The sequence below is a fragment of the Ahniella affigens genome, from assembly GCF_003015185.1.
In the GTDB taxonomy this organism is placed as follows: Bacteria; Pseudomonadota; Gammaproteobacteria; order Xanthomonadales; family Ahniellaceae; genus Ahniella; species Ahniella affigens.
In genome coordinates this window covers 5,425,848-5,442,756 of the sequence record NZ_CP027860.1, presented here as the reverse complement: position 1 = coordinate 5,442,756, position 16,909 = coordinate 5,425,848, and the positions used below count along the sequence as shown (strand labels likewise).

Sequence of the window (16,909 nt, the reverse complement as noted above, 5' to 3'; positions counted from 1 at the left end):
AGGAGGGCCTTCAGGCCCGAATCAATCTAGCCGCAAGATCAGTTCGCGGCTGAAACCACTCCCAAAACGTCGCGACGCGCACGCTGGGCGACCAGTCTCCTACATCCCGCGAAACTTGCCGGCAAACGCCTGACTCACCGGAAACCACTCATCAAGACCGCGCAGGCGTAGTCGCCAATTACCGAGCTCGTCTTTCTGAGCGCGGTCAATCGCGGCCACGCGGACAATCAGGCTGCGATGGACCTGCCAGAACGCGTCCGGGTCCAATTGATCCAACAACTCCCGGAGTGACAGTCGGATGATTGCCTCACCACCGTGAGTCAGCACACGCGTGTATTTGTCCTTGGCCTGAAACCCAAACACTTCGTCGATGCCAATCAACCGAACTGAATCGCCAACGCTGGCGCTGATCCATCGGAGCGGCGCTTTCGCATCGCGCTGCCTCAGCGCCTGCAACGCATCGATACCGTTGACCATCGGGGGCGGGACTTGCGCCAGGCGCTCGCGAATCCGCAGCACCGTTCGGGCGAGGCGATCTTCCGTAATGGGCTTCAACAGATAGTCGAGTGCACCGGCTTCGAAGGCGGCAATCGCATGCTGATCATACGCCGTGGTGAACACGATCTGGGTCGAAGCTGGCAACGCGCGCGCAACCCGCAGACCGTCCGCACCCGGCAGGCGGATGTCGAGAAACGCGATATGAAAACTGCCCGTGGCAATGGCCTCCAGCGCGGCGATGCCGTCCTCACACACGGTGATCGACAGCGTGGGCCATTGCGCCGCGAGCAGGCTCATGAGCGCTTGGCGTTGCGGCGCCTCGTCTTCCACCAGCAGCGCACGCAGCTCCTGGTCGTCAGTGGTTGGCGGCATTGCGGGTTCAAGACTCCCGGGGCAGGTGCATGCGCGCTACCGTACCACCACTGGCAGATGACACGAGTTCGAATCCAGCGCGATCACCAAAACGCGCCTTCAGGTGCTCGCGCAGGTTTTGCAGACCGACGCCCGAGCCCATTGCAGTGGCCCCCAGCCCCACGCCATCGTCGATCACTTCAATAACCAGCGATGTTGCCGTTTCACTCGCCACAACGCGAACACTGACCGGTCCGGGCTTTGGCTCGAGACCATGCTTGATGGCGTTTTCAACGAGACTCAGCAACAGCAGGGGCGGAAACGCCCGCTGTCGAAGCGTCGCGTCGGCCGCAATCTGCACACTCAAACGATGCCCCATTCGGAGCTGCATCAGGCGCAGATAGTGGCCCACCAGATCGAGTTGATCACCCAAGGTACTGTCGTGTTGGCCCTGACTTCTGATCTTTGGGATCGTCGCACGCAAGTAGTCGATCAGGGCATCCAACATCGCCTCGGCATCCGCAGGTTGCGTTCGCAACGAGGCCCGCACGGCGGCCAGCGTGTTGAACAGGAAGTGCGGTTCAACCTGCGATTGCAGCAAGCTTAAACGCTGCTCACTCTCGGCCTTGTTGGCCCGCATCACCTCAGCTTCGGCATGTGCCTTCCGCCGGCGCGGTTCGCCCCAGTAAGTGAACACCGCGATGCCGCCACCGAACAGGCCATAGATCATCGCGGCGCTCAGCAGCTTCAGCGCCATCACCAACGGGGTCTTTTCCTGCTTCTTGATTGCCTCGACCGGCTTACTGTCAATGATGCCCGCAGCTCGAAGCTTGTGTTCGGTTTCCTGCTGGATGTGCCCGGAAATCTGCGTGTCGATCAAGCCCGACATCACCAAACCAAAGAGCAACGCCGTCAACACCAGTGCCCGTTCGCTCCTCAGCGACCAACGCCGATACCGGATTGCCGTCGCGAGCGCGGGACCAAGCATGGAGAACGACAGGAACCCGAAGAAGAACAACAACGCGAGCTTGACCGACAGTGCGAGGTCTTTGAGGATCATCTGGTTGCCAGCAAACGCCATGAGCGTAAAGCCGAGCAGAATGATTCCAAAAATGATGGTGCGCCCCTTGAGCCAATGTTTGCTGAAGGCCGGGTAGCGGTGGTACTCGAAGAAGCGTGGCGTATCGCCGCGGATGCGCTCCCCCGGCAACGGCTGCTCCAGGTCAATCAGGGTTGGTGGTTCGGGATCGAGCCCTGGCACGTGCATTACTGCTTCTCCGCCGGCGTGTTCGCGCCGCCCTGTTTCAGATTCAGGCTTTTGACGCTGCCATCGACTGCCCGGTTGAACTGAATCTCGATGCCGAACGCGCGCGCGGTGAACACATCCTGGCCTTCTGGCGTCAGCGCGAAGGCGCCTTGGCCGGTGGCCTGCGCCATCAGCTGGCCCTGGTCGACGAATACTGACAACACAAAGTTTGGTGCCAACGGGTACTTGCCGACATAAGCCGCGAGCGCGGCCGCGTCCAACGTGACAACTTGTTCCGGAGCCTTCACACGTGTGACCGGCACGACGCCACCACCCTGATGCAAGCGCAGCGAATACGTACCGTCTTCGGCCTTCACCGGCACAAGGACCGCATCCACGGGTCGCACGAAGAAGGCACCGGCACTGTCATGGCCCAACTCGAACGCCGATTGCCCCTGCGCCTGCAACACGAGGTTCCCATCGTTGACCCACAGCTTGGCGGGTAGCGCACCGCTGATCAGCCAATCGCCGGTCAGCGCCTTGAGTAGTTCGGCATCGGCGGCGATCTCCCGGCGCGGCGCCAAACCCTCGGTCGTGCCTTGATCGATCGCCATAGCGACCTGGCCGAGACCACCGACGTCGGTCAGCGCCGCATCACTCAATACGATCGTGGCGCGGCCCCGCTTGGGCTCGAACATCAGCAAACTGGAGAAGCCGCCCGTGCCGCCTTCATGCGCGTACCGACGCCCACCGTCCGTGTCGCGTACGATCCAACCCCACGCCATTTGCGGCGCAGACGTGCTGAGCAGTTCCTGCGACTCTGTGAGCGCGGCGCTCAATGCCGGCACCGAATCAGGATGCAGCTCGGCCTTTGCATACGCGATCAAGTCATGCAAGGACGCGCGCACTGCCCCGACGCCGCCCATCGTGTCCGGAAAGTCCCAATGTGCCGTCGGCGCACCGGAGCTCAGGTGACCGTCCGCCAACTTGACCCCTTTTCGTTTGCCGCCAAGGCTTGCCGAGGTCATCCCGATCGGCTCGAACAAGGTCTTCTGCATTGCCGTCGGATAGTCAGTCTTGGCGTGGTGCGCCAGGATATGGGACAGCAACATCGCGCCCCAGTTCGAATAGGCCCAGTTGGTGCCCGGCGCCGCACTCAGTTTCAGATCCGCGAGTGAGCCGATCAGCACCGCGTCACTCAAATCGGCATACGGGTTGTCCGGCTTTTTCGGCGCAAATCGAAGCGGCAAAGAGGGCAGCCCGGCGGTATGGGTCAGTAAGTGCCGAATCCGGATGGGCTGGCCATCAAACGTTGGTACGTTGGTGCGCTTGGGCAGATGCTTGGCGATGGGGTCATCCAGGCTGATGGTGCCCGCGGCCACCGCCTGCGCGAGCATCAGGCCATTGAAGGTTTTGCTGATCGAGCCAATCTCGAAGCTCGTGTCGGCATTCCAGTTCCGCGCGCGCTCGGGATCCGCGCAGACTTTGCCCGTCTCGACGCGATCACCGTCGATCTGCGCGGCCAGCACGCACGCACCACTGCGGTCGCCGTCGAAGCGGGCGCTCAGGATCGCGTCGATCGAGAGTGGCTCGGCATCGGCGGCAAAGGTCACCAACGCCATGGCGGCGAGGGCGAAGGTCAGCAGGATCGGGCGCATGGTCAGAGTCTCCATCATTCCATTGTGATGGTGGCGATGATGCGGATCGCGCCCCTCACCTGCTGGGGTTTGCGACGAAACCCGGGTTTCTGCTGACGAACCCCCGGATTCTGGCTGGCTACTGCCAAGCGCCCCGCTCGTTTTTGCCCGCGCGGACGTCCCCGAGCCGGAGTTGCTGCTATTGAGGGCCCGCCTCGTCATCAACGACGATCGCGTTGGCACGCGATCACGGCCCGTCGCACCGCTTCGGCCCGCCCGATCTCGGGGCTCAACTCCAATTCGCGCCGGATCAATCGGTTTGCCAGGGCGTCGTCACCGAGGCAGAGCCGCAACAGCTCGCTCTCGCTACCTTTGCTGACGGGCTGATACACCCGGTACAGGGCATACGCGGCAATACCGAGCAGAATCAGGAATACCAATGGCATCGAGCTCGTTCCTTTGGGACGTGCAGAATCAACAAGGCTAAGATGCTAGGCTGTTTCCTTGAATGTCGGCAATGGCCCCCCATTGCTGGTGACGGTCGTCGCTTTTGGCGGACGCCCGATTCGCTTGGCTGCCCGTGATTCGATTCCACACAGATGCGTGTCCTTGGTATTGAAACCTCCTGCGATGAAACCGGGCTTGCGGTTTATGACCACGAGCGCGGCCTGCTCGCACATCGCCTGTTTACGCAGATTGACCTGCATCAGGCCTACGGCGGTGTCGTGCCCGAAATTGCGTCGCGCGAGCATGTGGTCAAGATCGTGCCACTGGTTCGCGAGACCTTGGCGGCCGCCGGGCTCCGCGTTGGCGATCTCGATGGCGTCGCCTATACGGCCGGACCGGGATTGGCGGGCGCGTTGCTCGTCGGCGCAGCGCTAGCTCGGGCCCTGGCCTGGGCACTTGAGATTCCGTCGATCGGCGTGCATCACATGGAAGGCCATTTACTCGCGCCACTTCTTGAAGCAAATGCGCCCAAGCCGCCCTTTGTCGCGTTACTGGTGTCGGGTGGGCATACGCAGCTGATTGATGTGCAGGCCATTGGCGCCTACGAGCTATTGGGTGACACTCTGGACGATGCGGCCGGCGAAGCGTTCGACAAGACCGCGAAGATGCTCGGCCTGCCGTATCCGGGCGGACCGCATCTGGCGCGGTTGGCGGCATCGGGTCGAGCCGGTCGGTTTCGGTTTGCCCGGCCGATGTGCGACCGACCCGGCCTTGATTTCAGCTTCTCGGGTCTGAAAACCCAGGTACTGCTGGCTTGGCAGAAGTCGGATCAGAGCGAGCAGACCAAAGCCGATCTCGCGCTCGGGTTTGAGGAAGCCGTGACCGAAACCATTGCGATCAAGTGTGAGCGCGCGCTACAGCAAACCGGCGCGCGCACCTTGATTGTGGCGGGCGGCGTGGGCGCCAATCAGGCGCTGCGCGCGCTGCTCGCAGACTTGGGTCGCAGGCATCGCTTTCAGGTTGCGTTCCCGCGTCACGAGTTCTGTACCGACAACGGCGCCATGATTGCGTTTGCCGGGGCCCTGCGATTGGCCGCCGGGCACACAGACCATGGCACCCTGAATGTGGTGCCGCGTTGGCCATTGGCAGATTTGGAGCGGGTGTAGATGGATATTGTGTTTGTCGACGGACTCGAAGTTCTAGCCTTGATCGGCATCTACGATTGGGAGCGACGGGCCAAACAGCCCGTTGTGCTCGATCTGGAAATGGCGTTCGACAATCGCATTCCGGCGGCAACCGACCAGATCGGCGATACGCTCGACTACAAAGCCGTCAGCAAGCGCCTCGCACAGTACATTGGCGATAGCCAGTTCGGCCTGGTCGAAACGTTGGCCGAACGTTGCGCCGAGATCGTGCTGCAGGAGTTTGGCGTGCGCTGGGTCAAGCTCAGACTGACCAAGCCCGGCGCCGTGCGTGGCGCGCGCGGTGTGGGCGTGCAGATTGAGCGCGGCCAGAAGCCGACATGACCGAGGTGCTGTTGAGCCTGGGCTCGAACCAGGAGCCATATCGGCATTTGCAAGCGGCCGCGACGGCGTTACGCGACACATTCGGACCGGTTCGGTTTTCGCCGGTGTACGAAACGGCCGCAGTCGGGTTTGACGGCCCGGCATTCTTGAATGCGGGTGCGTGGCTCGACACAGATTGGGATGTTTACCGGCTCGATCGCTGGCTGCACGAACTGGAAGACGCGCTGGGCCGCAAACGCGACGTGCCGCGGTTTTCCAGCCGCACGATCGACATTGATATCGTGTTCTTCGGCGACGCCATGCTCAAAGGCCCCGGCAACCTGCAGATTCCTCGCCCCGAGCTGAAGCATGCGTTTGTGTTGAAGCCGTTGACCGACTTGGCGCCGGACTTTGTGGTGCCTGGACAAGGCCTCAGCCTTCGCGCGCTGTGGCAGCAACATCCAGAAGCTGGCGCCTTTTATCCAGCAGGACACTACGCGCTGGTTTGACCCGCTCGTTTCATCCCGCCGGAAAGTCGCAGCCGTTGCGACAGTCATCGACCACACTGCATGCAGCAGGCTGAAAAACGGCCGAAGGTTGCGGCGCCTCGCCAAGGTTGTCTTGCCGACGCAAGTCGGGAGCCACGGCAAGCTCGCGATCGTGCTTGGGCGTCACTGCATTTGTGGTGACGGCGGGTCTTCCGTATAGTGGCTTACGTTGCCGGCACTTGGGGTGGAACATGGTTGCGCGCGATTCGTTTGATGTGGTCTATGTCGTCTCTGATCTTCATATCGGTGGCGCTGCCGGCTTTCAGATTTTTTCAGGAAGTCAGAGCTTCCCAGCCTTCATTGATCAGGTGCGGCTCGATGCGGCCCTGTCGGCGGCGCTGGTCATCAACGGCGATTTCATTGACTTTCTGGCCGAGCCAAACGCCCGCTACTTCGATGCGCACGGTGCGCTCGACAAGTTGCACCGGATCATGGCGGACGCAAGCTTCAAGGCGTCGTTCGATGCCATGGCGGCTTTGGTGCAGACCCCCGAGCGTTTTCTGCTGATCAATCTCGGCAACCATGATCTGGAACTCTGTCTGGATGCAGTCCAGGCGGCGCTTGTGCACCGATTGGCGGGTGCCGATCCGGCTGCTCAGAGTCGCATCCGCTTCATCGCCGATGGCACGGGGCTCAGCCTGCGTGTGGGATATCGACGCGTGCTGTGTGTGCATGGCAATGAGGTGGACGATTGGAATGTCGTCGATTTTGAAGTCCTTCGCCGCATTCGCCAGGGCATCAATGTTGGCGTGTTTGAACGCGGTGCCGACCCCACGCGCTGGGTGCCGAATGCGGGCACGCAACTGGTCATTGACGCCATGAACACGATCAAAGCGCGGCATCCATTTGTAGACGTTTTGAAGCCCGAGAAAGAGGGCGCTGTGAAGTTGCTTGCTGCGGTGGACCGGTCGGTGCTGAAGCATTTGGGCAGCATGGCGGCGGCCTATGCCCGCAAGGTCGGTACGTCGTTTGGGCTGCTCTCGGGTGATTCGGGCGAGGGGTCTCAGGAAGGGGGCGCCATCGAGCCGCGCGCGTTGCGACTGGCGGAGCAAAAGCGTCTGTCTGCCGAACTGCTTGACCGCGCCGAGCTGCGCCTGGCAGAAGGCGTGAGCGCGTATGACCTCACCGAGCAATCGGGCACGCTCGGTTTCTGGTCGGCGATCGGCGCCAAACTGACCGGTCAGGGCGAGGAACGGGTCCTGCAGGAAGCCCTGGAATCGCTCGATCAGGATCAGAGTTTCCGTTTCGACGTCGCCGACGCCGACAACGAGCGCGCTCAAGATCGCTTTGCCCAGCACACCGATTTTCTGGTCAGCGGCCACACGCATTTTGATCGCTCACTGATCATTCCGACGGGTCACCATTTCAACACCGGCACCTGGGCCTATCTGATGCGGCTCGATCCAGCCCTGCGCAAGGACCTGCCGGCATTCAAGTCCTGGTTGGAGGACACCAAGAGCGGTTCTCTCGCGGACTTGGTCAAGAAAAAGCGACTGTTGATTCGGCAGTCCTATGCGCGCTTGGCCAAGGAGCCCGATGGTCGCTGCCATGGCGCCCTGTGGCGCTTTGGCGAGGACAAACCAGTCAGCACACGGATTCTGTGAGGCGCTCATGAAAACGATCAATCTCGAACTATTGCGGCAAGGCCCTTCACACAATCAATTGTTGTCGCCGTTGGTGCCGTATCTCGCGGTCTGCGACAACCACGAGGCGACGACCCTGCACTTTCCGAAGGAGCATCGCGATGTTCTGGCCTCCCTGCAGGCGTTGCGCTACATCGGCAATCAACAGGCCGACGAAGCTGTGCGGAGGCACCTTGAAGATCGTCGCGCGCATGAACTCCGCTCGCTCGGTGAGATGCTCGGCAATTGGCTCGGCGAGATTCCGGGCTTGCTCAATGCGCTCGGGCAGGCCGCCGGCAATTTCATCCATGCAAGGCTCGTGCTGTCGGCCAGTGAACTGGCCCTACTGCCTTTCGAGTTGGCGATTTCGCCACCGGGCTTTCCAGGACCCGGGCAACATGCGCTGCTGCAGTCGAGTGCCCCCATCTGTCTGACGCGCGAATCAAGGCGCGCTGCGGGTGCGCGCTACCGGGCGCCGTTTCGGCCGCGCATTCTGTTTGTGTTTGCCGATCTGCCCGGCGCACCCGTCCCCTATGAAGCCCACGTGCAGGCGCTCCGGGAAGCGATTGATCCCTGGGTTGCCCATCGTGACGACGACATTCCGGAAATGCTCACCATTCTGGCCAATCCGACACTTGGCGAGTTGCATGATGCGTGTGCCAGCGCCGCGTATACGCATGTCCATCTGCTCGCGCATGGCGGGCGGCTCGACCAGCGGCAGGAAGCGCACTTGACCGTGCAATTGCCCGACGGTCGCGGTGGCGTCGAGCAGGTGACTGGTCGCAATCTCGCGCGGGCGCTCAGACCTGTGCAAAACGGCGGCGACCGCTTGCAACGACCGGTCGTCGTCACGTTGGCGGTATGCGACAGCGGCAGCCCCGTGCCGGTGCCCCTGAATCCGACTGGCGACAGCATTCTGCATGCGCTGCACGAAGCGGGCATTCCGCTCGTCGTGGGCTCCCAATTCCCGCTGACGTTTCAGGGTTCGGTGGTCATGGCCAGCGTGCTCTACGAGTACTTGCTCGCCGCCCGCGATCCGCGCGCGGCCTTTGTCGACCTGCGCCGGCAACTCGCGGTGCGCCTGGCCCACACGCACGACTGGGCCAGCATCGTGTGCTATGTCTCGTTGGCAGACGATCATGACGACGTCAATCTGAGTGCGGAACTGCGGCGACTGGATTTTCGGCTGGCGGCGCTGGCTCGGCGGATGTCAGTGCGAACGGAGGCGACGCAGGAATCGCGCGAAGAGCGAGCGCGGCTCCTGGCGGCTCAGGTCGAGCAGGAAATCCAAGGCCTCAGGCGCCGGATCGGCGACGATACTGGCAAACAGGCAGCGATTGAGCGCATTTGCGCCGGCACCTATCGCCGTCTGGGCGTGGCGATCGGCGCAACGAGTTCACCGCTCTGTCGCACCTACGCGCGCCTGGCCCGCGATGCCTACCTGCGGAGCTATCAGTTCGAACCGGGCGCCAGTTGGGTGTTGACGGCCGCACTGCGGGAACAGCTGAGCCTGACTGCCCTGGGTGACGACCGTCCTGCCACGCTGGGCGCCCCCGCCGACAAGCTCTGGATGGCGCGAGACGCCAGCACGGCGCAACAGCTCAATTTGCTGTCAGGCCAGAACCTGTTCTGGGCATTAACGGAACGCCTGGAATTGCTGTTGTTGAAGCAGGCGAGCCTGCCGACGACCGAGGTGCCCGTGTCGGCGGAAGAGATCACGGACTTGTGTCAGCAGATAGCGCAGCGGGAGGAGTGGGGCGGCGACAACCGAACGGTGCTGCTCCAGCATTTGTACCGCCTCAATGCCCCGCCCTATCGGGACATTGTCACTGTCCCGCTCTTGTCATTGGCGCACCGTACGCTCGACGGCTCACAGGAGAAGCGGGACAGCCGGGATGCCGAGCCGATGGCCAAATCAGTCAAGCCGCGTCGCACGGGCGCGCCGACCAAGATCGCCAAGAAGAAGAGTTGAAACTGCCTGGATCGCCGAGGGCATGGTTCGCGTACGGTCCCGGGGAACAGGGTGGCGTGGCGCGCCCACGCCTCTCGTCGCGTGGGTGCCAATGACCTGGATTTGGCCGATTGGAACGGCCATCCGGCCGGCCGAGCCCTGGGGTGGTGATCGTCTCGGGGGGCGAATCGGGCATGGATCGAAGACTGGCCAACCCCGGCACGGGCCACTTTTGTAGTTGACTGTAGTGTTCTTAGCTGTTGTTTTTGTTGAAGTTACGCCCCTGACATCAGCGCACATCCAAGGCTCGACCCCGAAACCAAGTCTTGACAGCTCCATGCCAAAGGCACTTCACTGGAAAAAGGGGAGACCGGTCAGTTCATCGCCGGTTTTCCGGTCTAATGCACGTTTTCTCGTATTCAATACCTAAATACTGGGCCGCCAAGACGGTCCGATAGATGGAACATGGCCAAGAATCTGCTGATTGTGGAATCGCCTGCCAAGGCGAAGACCATTAACAAGTACCTGGGCAAGGACTTCAGTGTCCTGGCCTCCTACGGCCATGTCCGCGACTTGCCAAAAAAAGATGGGGTCGACACCGACCGCGACTTCGCGATGCGCTATGAGCTCATCGAACGGAATGAGCGGCATGTCGACGCCATTGTCAAAGCCGCGAGTAAGGCCGACGCCCTGTATCTGGCGACCGACTTGGACCGCGAGGGCGAGGCCATCAGCTGGCACATCAGCGAGATCTTGCGGAACAAGGGCTTGCTGAAGGACAAATCGGTCCACCGCGTGGTGTTTTCCGAAATCACGCCGAAAGCGATCAAGGAAGCCATTAGTCACCCGCGCAAGGTCGATGGCGATTTGGTCAATGCCCAGCAAGCGCGCCGCGCGCTCGACTATCTCGTCGGGTTCAATCTGTCGCCGGTGCTGTGGCGCAAGGTGCAAACCGGCTTGTCCGCCGGACGCGTGCAATCGCCGGCGCTTCGGATGATTGTCGAGCGTGAAGAGGAAATCGAGCGCTTTGTCCGGCAGGAGTACTGGACCCTGGCCGCCGATTGCGCCTACCCGAATCAACCCTTCTCGGCCAAGCTGACCCGGTTTGCGAACGAGAAGGTCGAGCAGTTCAGCTTCCGCGATCAGACGAGCGCAGAGGCCACGCGAAACCAGATTCTGGCGGACGCCGGTGGCAAACTGGTCGTCAGCGAGGTCACCCGCAAGCAGCGGCAGCGTCGTGCGGCACCGCCGTTCATCACGTCCACGCTGCAGCAGGAGGCCGCGCGCAAGCTGGGCTTTGGCACGACGCGGACGATGCGCATTGCGCAGGGTCTGTATGAAGGTGTGCCGCTTGGTCCGGAAGGCCTGGTCGGTCTGATCACCTATATGCGTACCGACTCGGTCCATTTGTCCGCCGATGCCATCAGCGAACTCCGCGAATTGATCGCGAAGCGCTTTGGCAAGCAGGCGCTGCCCGATGGCCCAAACTTCTACAAAACCAAGCAGAAGAACGCGCAGGAAGCCCATGAGGCCATTCGGCCGACATCGGCGATGCGGACACCAGAATCGGTGGCGGCCTACCTGAATCCCGATCAGCTGCGTCTTTATGAGTTGATCTGGAAGCGCACGATTGCGTGCCAGATGGCGCCCGCGCAGCTGGAGACCATTTCGGTCGATCTGGCCGCTGGTAAAACGCACAGTTTCCGCGCCACCGGTACCACGGTCATTGAGCCTGGATTTCTCGCCGTCTATGAAGAAGGCCGCGACCAGAAGTCCGATGAAGACGACGAAGAAGGGCGCCGTTTGCCGGCAATGAAGGAAGGGCAGGTCATTGCACTTGCCGAAGTCATTGCCGATCAGCACTTCACCGAGCCGCCACCACGGTTTTCCGAAGCCTCGCTGGTCAAGGCGCTGGAGGAATACGGCATCGGGCGTCCGTCCACCTACGCAAGCATCATTCAGGTGCTGCTGAATCGCGAGTACGTGCTGCTCGACAACCGCCGCTTCCGCCCGACCGATGTGGGCCGCGTGGTCGCCAAGTTCCTGTCGAACCACTTTCCGCAGTACGTGGATTACGACTTCACGGCGCGCCTGGAGGATGAACTCGATGCGGTCAGCCGCGGCGAGGAGGAATGGGTGCCCTTGATGGAACGCTTCTGGGTGCCGTTCAAGTCCCTCGTCGCCGACAAAATGGACTCGGTGACGTTCGACGACGCCAAGTCCAACCGCGTCCTGGGCAAAGACCCCGTCACCGGCAAGTCGGTCAGCGTGCGACTCGGGCGCTATGGCGCCTTTGCCCAGATCGGCTCGAAGGAAGAAGGCGACGAAAAGCCGAAGTACGCGTCGCTTCGCCCGGGGCAGAGCCTGCACACCATTTCGCTGCCGGATGCGCTGGAGCTGTTCAAGCTGCCGCGCGTGCTCGGTGTGGCGCCGGATGGCGCGGAAGTGTCGGCGGCGATTGGCCGCTTTGGACCCTTCGTCAAGCATGGCTCGACCTATGCGTCGATCAAGCCACCCGACGATCCTTATACGATCGAATTTGATCGCGCCCTGGCCGTTATTGCTGAAAAGGAACAGGCGGCCGCGAATCGGATCATCAACAGCTTCGATGACGGCCGGATTCAGGTGCTGAATGGTCGCTTTGGTCCCTACATCACCGATGGCAGCAAGAATGCCAACGTGCCGAAGGATCGCGAACCGGCGTCTTTGACGGCGGCAGACTGCGAAACGATTCTGGCCGAGAAGGGTAAGCCGGTTCGGCTGAAGCCGGGTGCGAAGCGCGGCGCCGCCAAGAAAGCGGCCGCCAAGCGAGCGCCCGCGAAGAAGGCAGCGCCTGCTGAGGCTGCGGTCAAGAAAGCCGCGGTCAAGAAGGCTGCGGCAAAGAAACCCGTAGCGAAGAAAGCCCCAGCCAAGAAAGCGGCCGCGAAAAAACCTGCGGCAAAGAAGGTCGCTGCGAAGAAACCTGCAGCGAAAGCATCGGCGAGCAAGAAACGCGCGGCAGAGCTCGATACAGCGCCGTTCTGACCCGCGCTCGCGGGGCGGGAGCCGACTCCCGCTCCCACGCGAGTGGGAGTGGCCTACTTGCGACATCACGACGCATTCTTCGACCACCACTCAAACCACTACAGCACTTAGGCGCCGCGCCAAAACAAAATGCCCGCTCGCGCGGGCATTTTGCATGATTGGGAACCGGCTCGGCGTTAGAACGCAGGCGATACGGCCACTTCAACGCGGATCTGGTCGCCGGGGTGGTGGTCGGTCTGGGTGTGATAGACCCGACCGTTGTAGCGGTAAGTCACGTCGTAACCAACGACACGCTCTTCTTCCTGATAGTCGGTTTGAACGGAGCACACATCTTCGTAGTGCGTGCGATAGCTGCCACCGGTTTCAACGTAACGACCGCGACGGGCATTGTCATGCCCAATTGCGCCGCCAATCACGGCACCGGCAATCGTCGCAGCGCGACGGCCATCGCCGCGGCCTACGGTGTTGCCCAACGCGCCGCCGATGATGGCGCCGAGTACCGTCGCGCCGGTCGGGTCACGGTGACGACGATCCTGGTACGCGTATTGTGGCTGATAGGTTTGCACCGGCTCGCGGCGACAAACCTGGCGCTCGACCGGCTCGCTGACCGTTTCCACGATCGGATCCACCGAGAGCACGTCGGCGTAGTCGTACTCGACCGACGAATCTTGGTACGCAAAGCCCGCCTGCGAAACGGCCAAAGCAGCAGAAAGACTCAGCATCTTGATCAGGGTGCGCATGATGTTCCTCCAGGGACGGCGCGGGGTACGTGCTGACCATCCTGGGTCAAAACGGCTGAATTGCTTCTTAACTGGATCGCAACCCCACCTGAACATTCAGGATTCTCGTTGCACGGAATCTAGTGCCGTGCACGCGGAGGTAACGAGCGGCTAGGGTTGCTCGTTTGGTGGCGCCGGCTCGGCAAACCAAGTGAACCAGAACAGGCTGCCCTCACCTTCGGCGCTGTCAAAACCGATGTCGCCGTGCGCAAGCGTGACCAGACGCTTGCAGATGGCAAGGCCCAGGCCAGTGCCGCCGAACCGGCGTCGCGACGAGCCATCGACCTGCGAGAACGTCTGAAACAGGCGCTCAAATGCGTGGACCGGAATGCCGATTCCCGTATCACGAACCGACAGCCGCACACCGGAAGCGCCCTCGGCGACCAGGGTCACACTGACTTGGCCACGCTCAGTGAATTTGATCGCGTTGCCGATCAGGTTCAGTAGTACCTGGCGAAATCGCCCGCCATCACTGTAGAACGGTTGCGGGAGGTCATCGGCGACGTGGACGACCAGTTCCAGCCCCTTGTTCTCGGCACCGAAGCGGCTCAATTCCATGACATCCGACAACAGGCACGCCGGGTTGATCGGTTCGATCTGAAAACGCGTCATGCCCGCTTCCATCTGGGCCAGATCGAGCAGTTCGTTGATGATCCGAAGCAGACTGTTGCCAGAGCGCTCGATCAGACCCAGGAGGCGCTGATCGGTCGGATTCGCGTGCTTTTCCTGAAGGAGGCTCGTGGTCGCGAGCACGCCGTGCATCGGCGTGCGCAACTCGTGGCTCATCATCGCCAGAAACTCACTCTTGGCCATATTGGCCCGCTCGGCCTCGGTGGCATGCTGCTCGGCGAGCACGGCGTATTCCTGCGCCTTGCTGAGCGCGAGGCGCATGGCCTCAGCCTGCACCATTTCGCGGTTCCGGGCTTTGGCTTGGCCGCTGCGAAACCAGTAGATCAAATAGGCACTCAGCGCCGCGAGCAGACTGACCACGAGGACGCTGTAGCCGGCAGCAACACGGATCCCAGCCATGCGCTGTTCGAAATCCGTGCTGACCATGTCGATGCCCAGCACGCCGTAAAAACGCTGATTGGCGTCGACCAGTGGCACATAGGCGCTGATGTAGCTGCGGACGCGTTCATGCACGATTTCGGTGCCGACGACTTCCTGGTGGGTCGCAAAAGCCTCGCGAAAGAAACGATCGTTCCCGGTGTAAGGGGTGCCAATCGGGTCGGCCGGCAAATCGTCGCCCGCAACCCGGAACAACGTGTCGGTGCCAAGCACAAACTGAATTTGGCCGTTTCGCTCGCGTGCGGTGTACAGATAGATCACATTGCGGGCGGCCTGATGAAAGCGCACCAGAGGTGCCAGCGCCTGCAGGTGTGTCGCCGACCGGGTCTGTTCCGTCTGCTGGAGTTGCTCGTGCAGCACCGGATCGACCGTCGTGGCGGCGGTACGGGCAAGTTGCAACAGCTCCCAGCGAACGGCCTCGAAGTTCGACTGCATCGCGCGGTGAAAGACCAGCGCAATGCCGAGGCACGAGATCAGGAAGACCACCACACCTGCGACCACAGCGTCACGCACGGGTCGAATGTGCTGAACACTGGGGTCAAACAGGCGCAGGGCCAAACGGTCCATGGTCTTAACGGCCTGATTGGCTCGCTGGCGTGTGTCGGTACAGCAGGGTGGCTATGATCAAAAAGCCAAGCTCGGTGGCCACTGCGAACATCAGGAACGAACTCTGATCGCCGGTCACCAACATGGACCCAAGGCGGGTGAGGCCGATACCGCCGTAACTCACCGCAGTCAGCAGCAGCGCATCGCGGCGTCGGCTCGGCGCCACCGTCCAGGCCAGAATCAATCCGCCCAGGGCCAGTTCCAGACCACCGTAAAACGCCCGGATTTCGGTGTCCGCGATCGGACCACTGACATGGACGTCCGTCATGGCCAGGATTTCGATCGGATGCGCGGTGAGCACCAGCCCAAATCCGATGAAGGACAAGGCCGAAAGCAGCAGAACAATCAGAGTCAGGGTGCGCATGCCAGGGTCTCGTGCGTTGCAGCGATGGTAATGGGCTTTTGCGCCAGACGGTCATCGAGCATTCCGTCCGTCACAGCCGGCTGAACGGCAATTGTCGGACAACTGTCGTCGACAGGGCGTCTGTGAATACAATGTTGCCAATGCAATCCACTTTGACCGCTATTGGCTGGCCCCGAACCGAGCCGCTTCCCGACCCGCCTTTCGAGGCTGCGATCCTGGCGCGCGTGATTGCCCAGCATCGCGATCAGTTCGAGATCCACGACGGCGTCTGTGTGCACCGGGCGCGGACCCCAGCGTCGCTGCGGAAGCCGGGGGTGGATGGCAGCCACCGACCCCATGTCGGCGACTGGGTGTTCGTCGAGGGCCGGGGGAAGGAGGCCGCACTGATCCGCGAGATCGTGCCGCGTCGCACGGTGTTGCGCCGAGGCGCCGCCGGCGATCATGACGCGACCCAGATCATTGCGGTCAATCTGGACTGCGTGCTGATCGTCTGTGGCCTGGATGGCGATTTCAATCTCAAGCGGATCGAGCGCTATCTGACGCTGGTTGCGAGTTCTGGTGCCCGTCCGTTGATCGTCTTCAGCAAGCTGGACCGCAATCCGGAAGCGGCCGCGCTGGTGGACGACGCCCGTTCCCGCTTTGGGGCGCAGGCACCCGTTCTGGCGCTGAATCTGAAGTCCGAAGACAGCCGGACGTTGTTGCTGTCGGCGCTGCAACCCGGCGAAACGATCTGCCTGGTCGGCTCGTCCGGCGCTGGCAAATCGACGCTCAGCAACCTGCTGCTCGGCGAGGAACGCCAGGCCACCCAGGATGTGCGCGAGCACGACTCGCGCGGTCGGCACACGACCACGCACCGGTCGTTGCTCAGCCTCAGCAATGGCGCTTGCCTGATCGACACACCCGGCATGCGCGAATTGAAGTTGCAGGCGGAAGACGAGGAGGCGATTGAGCAGAGCTTCGAAGACATCGAAGCACTGGCACTCCAATGTCGGTTCCGCGATTGCCAGCATGCCCGCGAGCCCGGCTGTGCGATTCGCGCCGCGCTGGAATCGGGTCAACTGGACTCGGAACGGTTGGCGAACTACCGGAAGTTGAGCCAGGAACTCACCGATAGCAAGGCACGGGCTGCCGACCGCAAAGCGCAGGAAAAGGTCGTGAACAAATCCTTCGGCAAGCGCCTGGTGGAGAAGTACGGGCGGCGGTGAGTCTTCGGTAACGTTGCCGATTGGCATCGGATGCCGCCGGGCGTCGCGTCGAAATGTC

The 16,909-nt window shown here is 62.0% G+C and carries 14 protein-coding genes; 7 read left to right on the top strand and 7 right to left on the bottom strand.

Features of this window, described 5'->3' with window-relative positions:
- Positions 1–99 precede the first annotated feature (99 nt).
- The 4 genes from C7S18_RS21100 to C7S18_RS21085 form a co-directional block, all read right to left on the bottom strand.
- The gene (locus C7S18_RS21100; protein WP_106893432.1) at positions 100–870 is read right to left on the bottom strand and encodes a LytR/AlgR family response regulator transcription factor; all 771 of its coding nucleotides are present in this window, start codon (positions 868–870) and stop codon (positions 100–102) included.
- A gap of 7 nt (positions 871–877) precedes the next feature.
- Complete coding sequence (locus tag C7S18_RS21095; protein WP_106893431.1) at positions 878–2,116, bottom strand: sensor histidine kinase; 1,239 nt, start codon at positions 2,114–2,116, stop codon at positions 878–880.
- Entirely contained in the window at positions 2,116–3,753 is a 1,638-nt protein-coding gene (locus C7S18_RS21090) for a serine hydrolase (RefSeq protein WP_170113407.1), read from the bottom strand. Before C7S18_RS21090 ends, C7S18_RS21095 begins: the two co-directional genes overlap by 1 nt.
- A gap of 200 nt (positions 3,754–3,953) precedes the next feature.
- Positions 3,954–4,178: a hypothetical protein gene (locus C7S18_RS21085; RefSeq protein WP_106893429.1), complete on the bottom strand. Its 225-nt coding sequence runs from the start codon at positions 4,176–4,178 to the stop codon at positions 3,954–3,956.
- Positions 4,179–4,331: 153 nt separating this feature from the next.
- On the opposite strand from C7S18_RS21085, the gene tsaD reads away from it, so the two are divergent.
- The 6 genes from tsaD (at position 4,332) to C7S18_RS21055 (ending at position 12,829) form a co-directional block, all read left to right on the top strand.
- The gene (gene tsaD / locus C7S18_RS21080) at positions 4,332–5,345 is read left to right on the top strand and encodes a tRNA (adenosine(37)-N6)-threonylcarbamoyltransferase complex transferase subunit TsaD (RefSeq protein ID WP_106893428.1); all 1,014 of its coding nucleotides are present in this window, start codon (positions 4,332–4,334) and stop codon (positions 5,343–5,345) included.
- Positions 5,346–5,705: a dihydroneopterin aldolase gene (gene folB / locus C7S18_RS21075; RefSeq protein ID WP_106893427.1), complete on the top strand. Its 360-nt coding sequence runs from the start codon at positions 5,346–5,348 to the stop codon at positions 5,703–5,705. It abuts the gene before it with no gap.
- Entirely contained in the window at positions 5,702–6,193 is a 492-nt protein-coding gene (gene folK, locus C7S18_RS21070; RefSeq protein ID WP_106893426.1) for a 2-amino-4-hydroxy-6-hydroxymethyldihydropteridine diphosphokinase, read from the top strand. Before folB ends, folK begins: the two co-directional genes overlap by 4 nt.
- A gap of 230 nt (positions 6,194–6,423) precedes the next feature.
- Complete coding sequence (locus C7S18_RS21065) at positions 6,424–7,836, top strand: hypothetical protein (RefSeq protein ID WP_106893425.1); 1,413 nt, start codon at positions 6,424–6,426, stop codon at positions 7,834–7,836.
- Positions 7,837–7,843: 7 nt separating this feature from the next.
- The gene (locus tag C7S18_RS21060; RefSeq protein WP_170113406.1) at positions 7,844–9,826 is read left to right on the top strand and encodes a CHAT domain-containing protein; all 1,983 of its coding nucleotides are present in this window, start codon (positions 7,844–7,846) and stop codon (positions 9,824–9,826) included.
- A 444-nt stretch (positions 9,827–10,270) separates the two neighbouring features.
- Entirely contained in the window at positions 10,271–12,829 is a 2,559-nt protein-coding gene (locus C7S18_RS21055; RefSeq protein WP_106893423.1) for a DNA topoisomerase I, read from the top strand.
- Positions 12,830–13,005: 176 nt separating this feature from the next.
- Here the strand turns inward: C7S18_RS21055 and C7S18_RS21050 are convergent, their stop codons facing one another.
- The 3 genes from C7S18_RS21050 to C7S18_RS21040 all read right to left on the bottom strand — a co-directional run bounded on the left by C7S18_RS21050 (position 13,006) and on the right by C7S18_RS21040 (position 15,646).
- Positions 13,006–13,569 (bottom strand): glycine zipper 2TM domain-containing protein, encoded by a 564-nt coding sequence (locus C7S18_RS21050; RefSeq protein WP_276309416.1) that lies wholly within the window; start codon positions 13,567–13,569, stop codon positions 13,006–13,008.
- Between the two features lie 150 nt (positions 13,570–13,719).
- Positions 13,720–15,243 carry a hybrid sensor histidine kinase/response regulator gene (locus C7S18_RS21045; RefSeq protein WP_106893422.1) on the bottom strand — a complete coding sequence of 508 codons (1,524 nt, stop codon included), beginning with the start codon at positions 15,241–15,243 and terminating at the stop codon, positions 13,720–13,722.
- Positions 15,244–15,247: 4 nt separating this feature from the next.
- Complete coding sequence (locus tag C7S18_RS21040; protein ID WP_106893421.1) at positions 15,248–15,646, bottom strand: DUF4345 domain-containing protein; 399 nt, start codon at positions 15,644–15,646, stop codon at positions 15,248–15,250.
- A 131-nt stretch (positions 15,647–15,777) separates the two neighbouring features.
- Here C7S18_RS21040 and rsgA point away from each other — a divergent pair, with 131 nt between their 5' ends.
- On the top strand, positions 15,778–16,851 hold the full coding sequence (gene rsgA, locus C7S18_RS21035) for a ribosome small subunit-dependent GTPase A (RefSeq protein ID WP_425481083.1): 1,074 nt from the start codon (positions 15,778–15,780) through the stop codon (positions 16,849–16,851).
- The last annotated feature ends 58 nt before the right edge of the window (positions 16,852–16,909 follow it).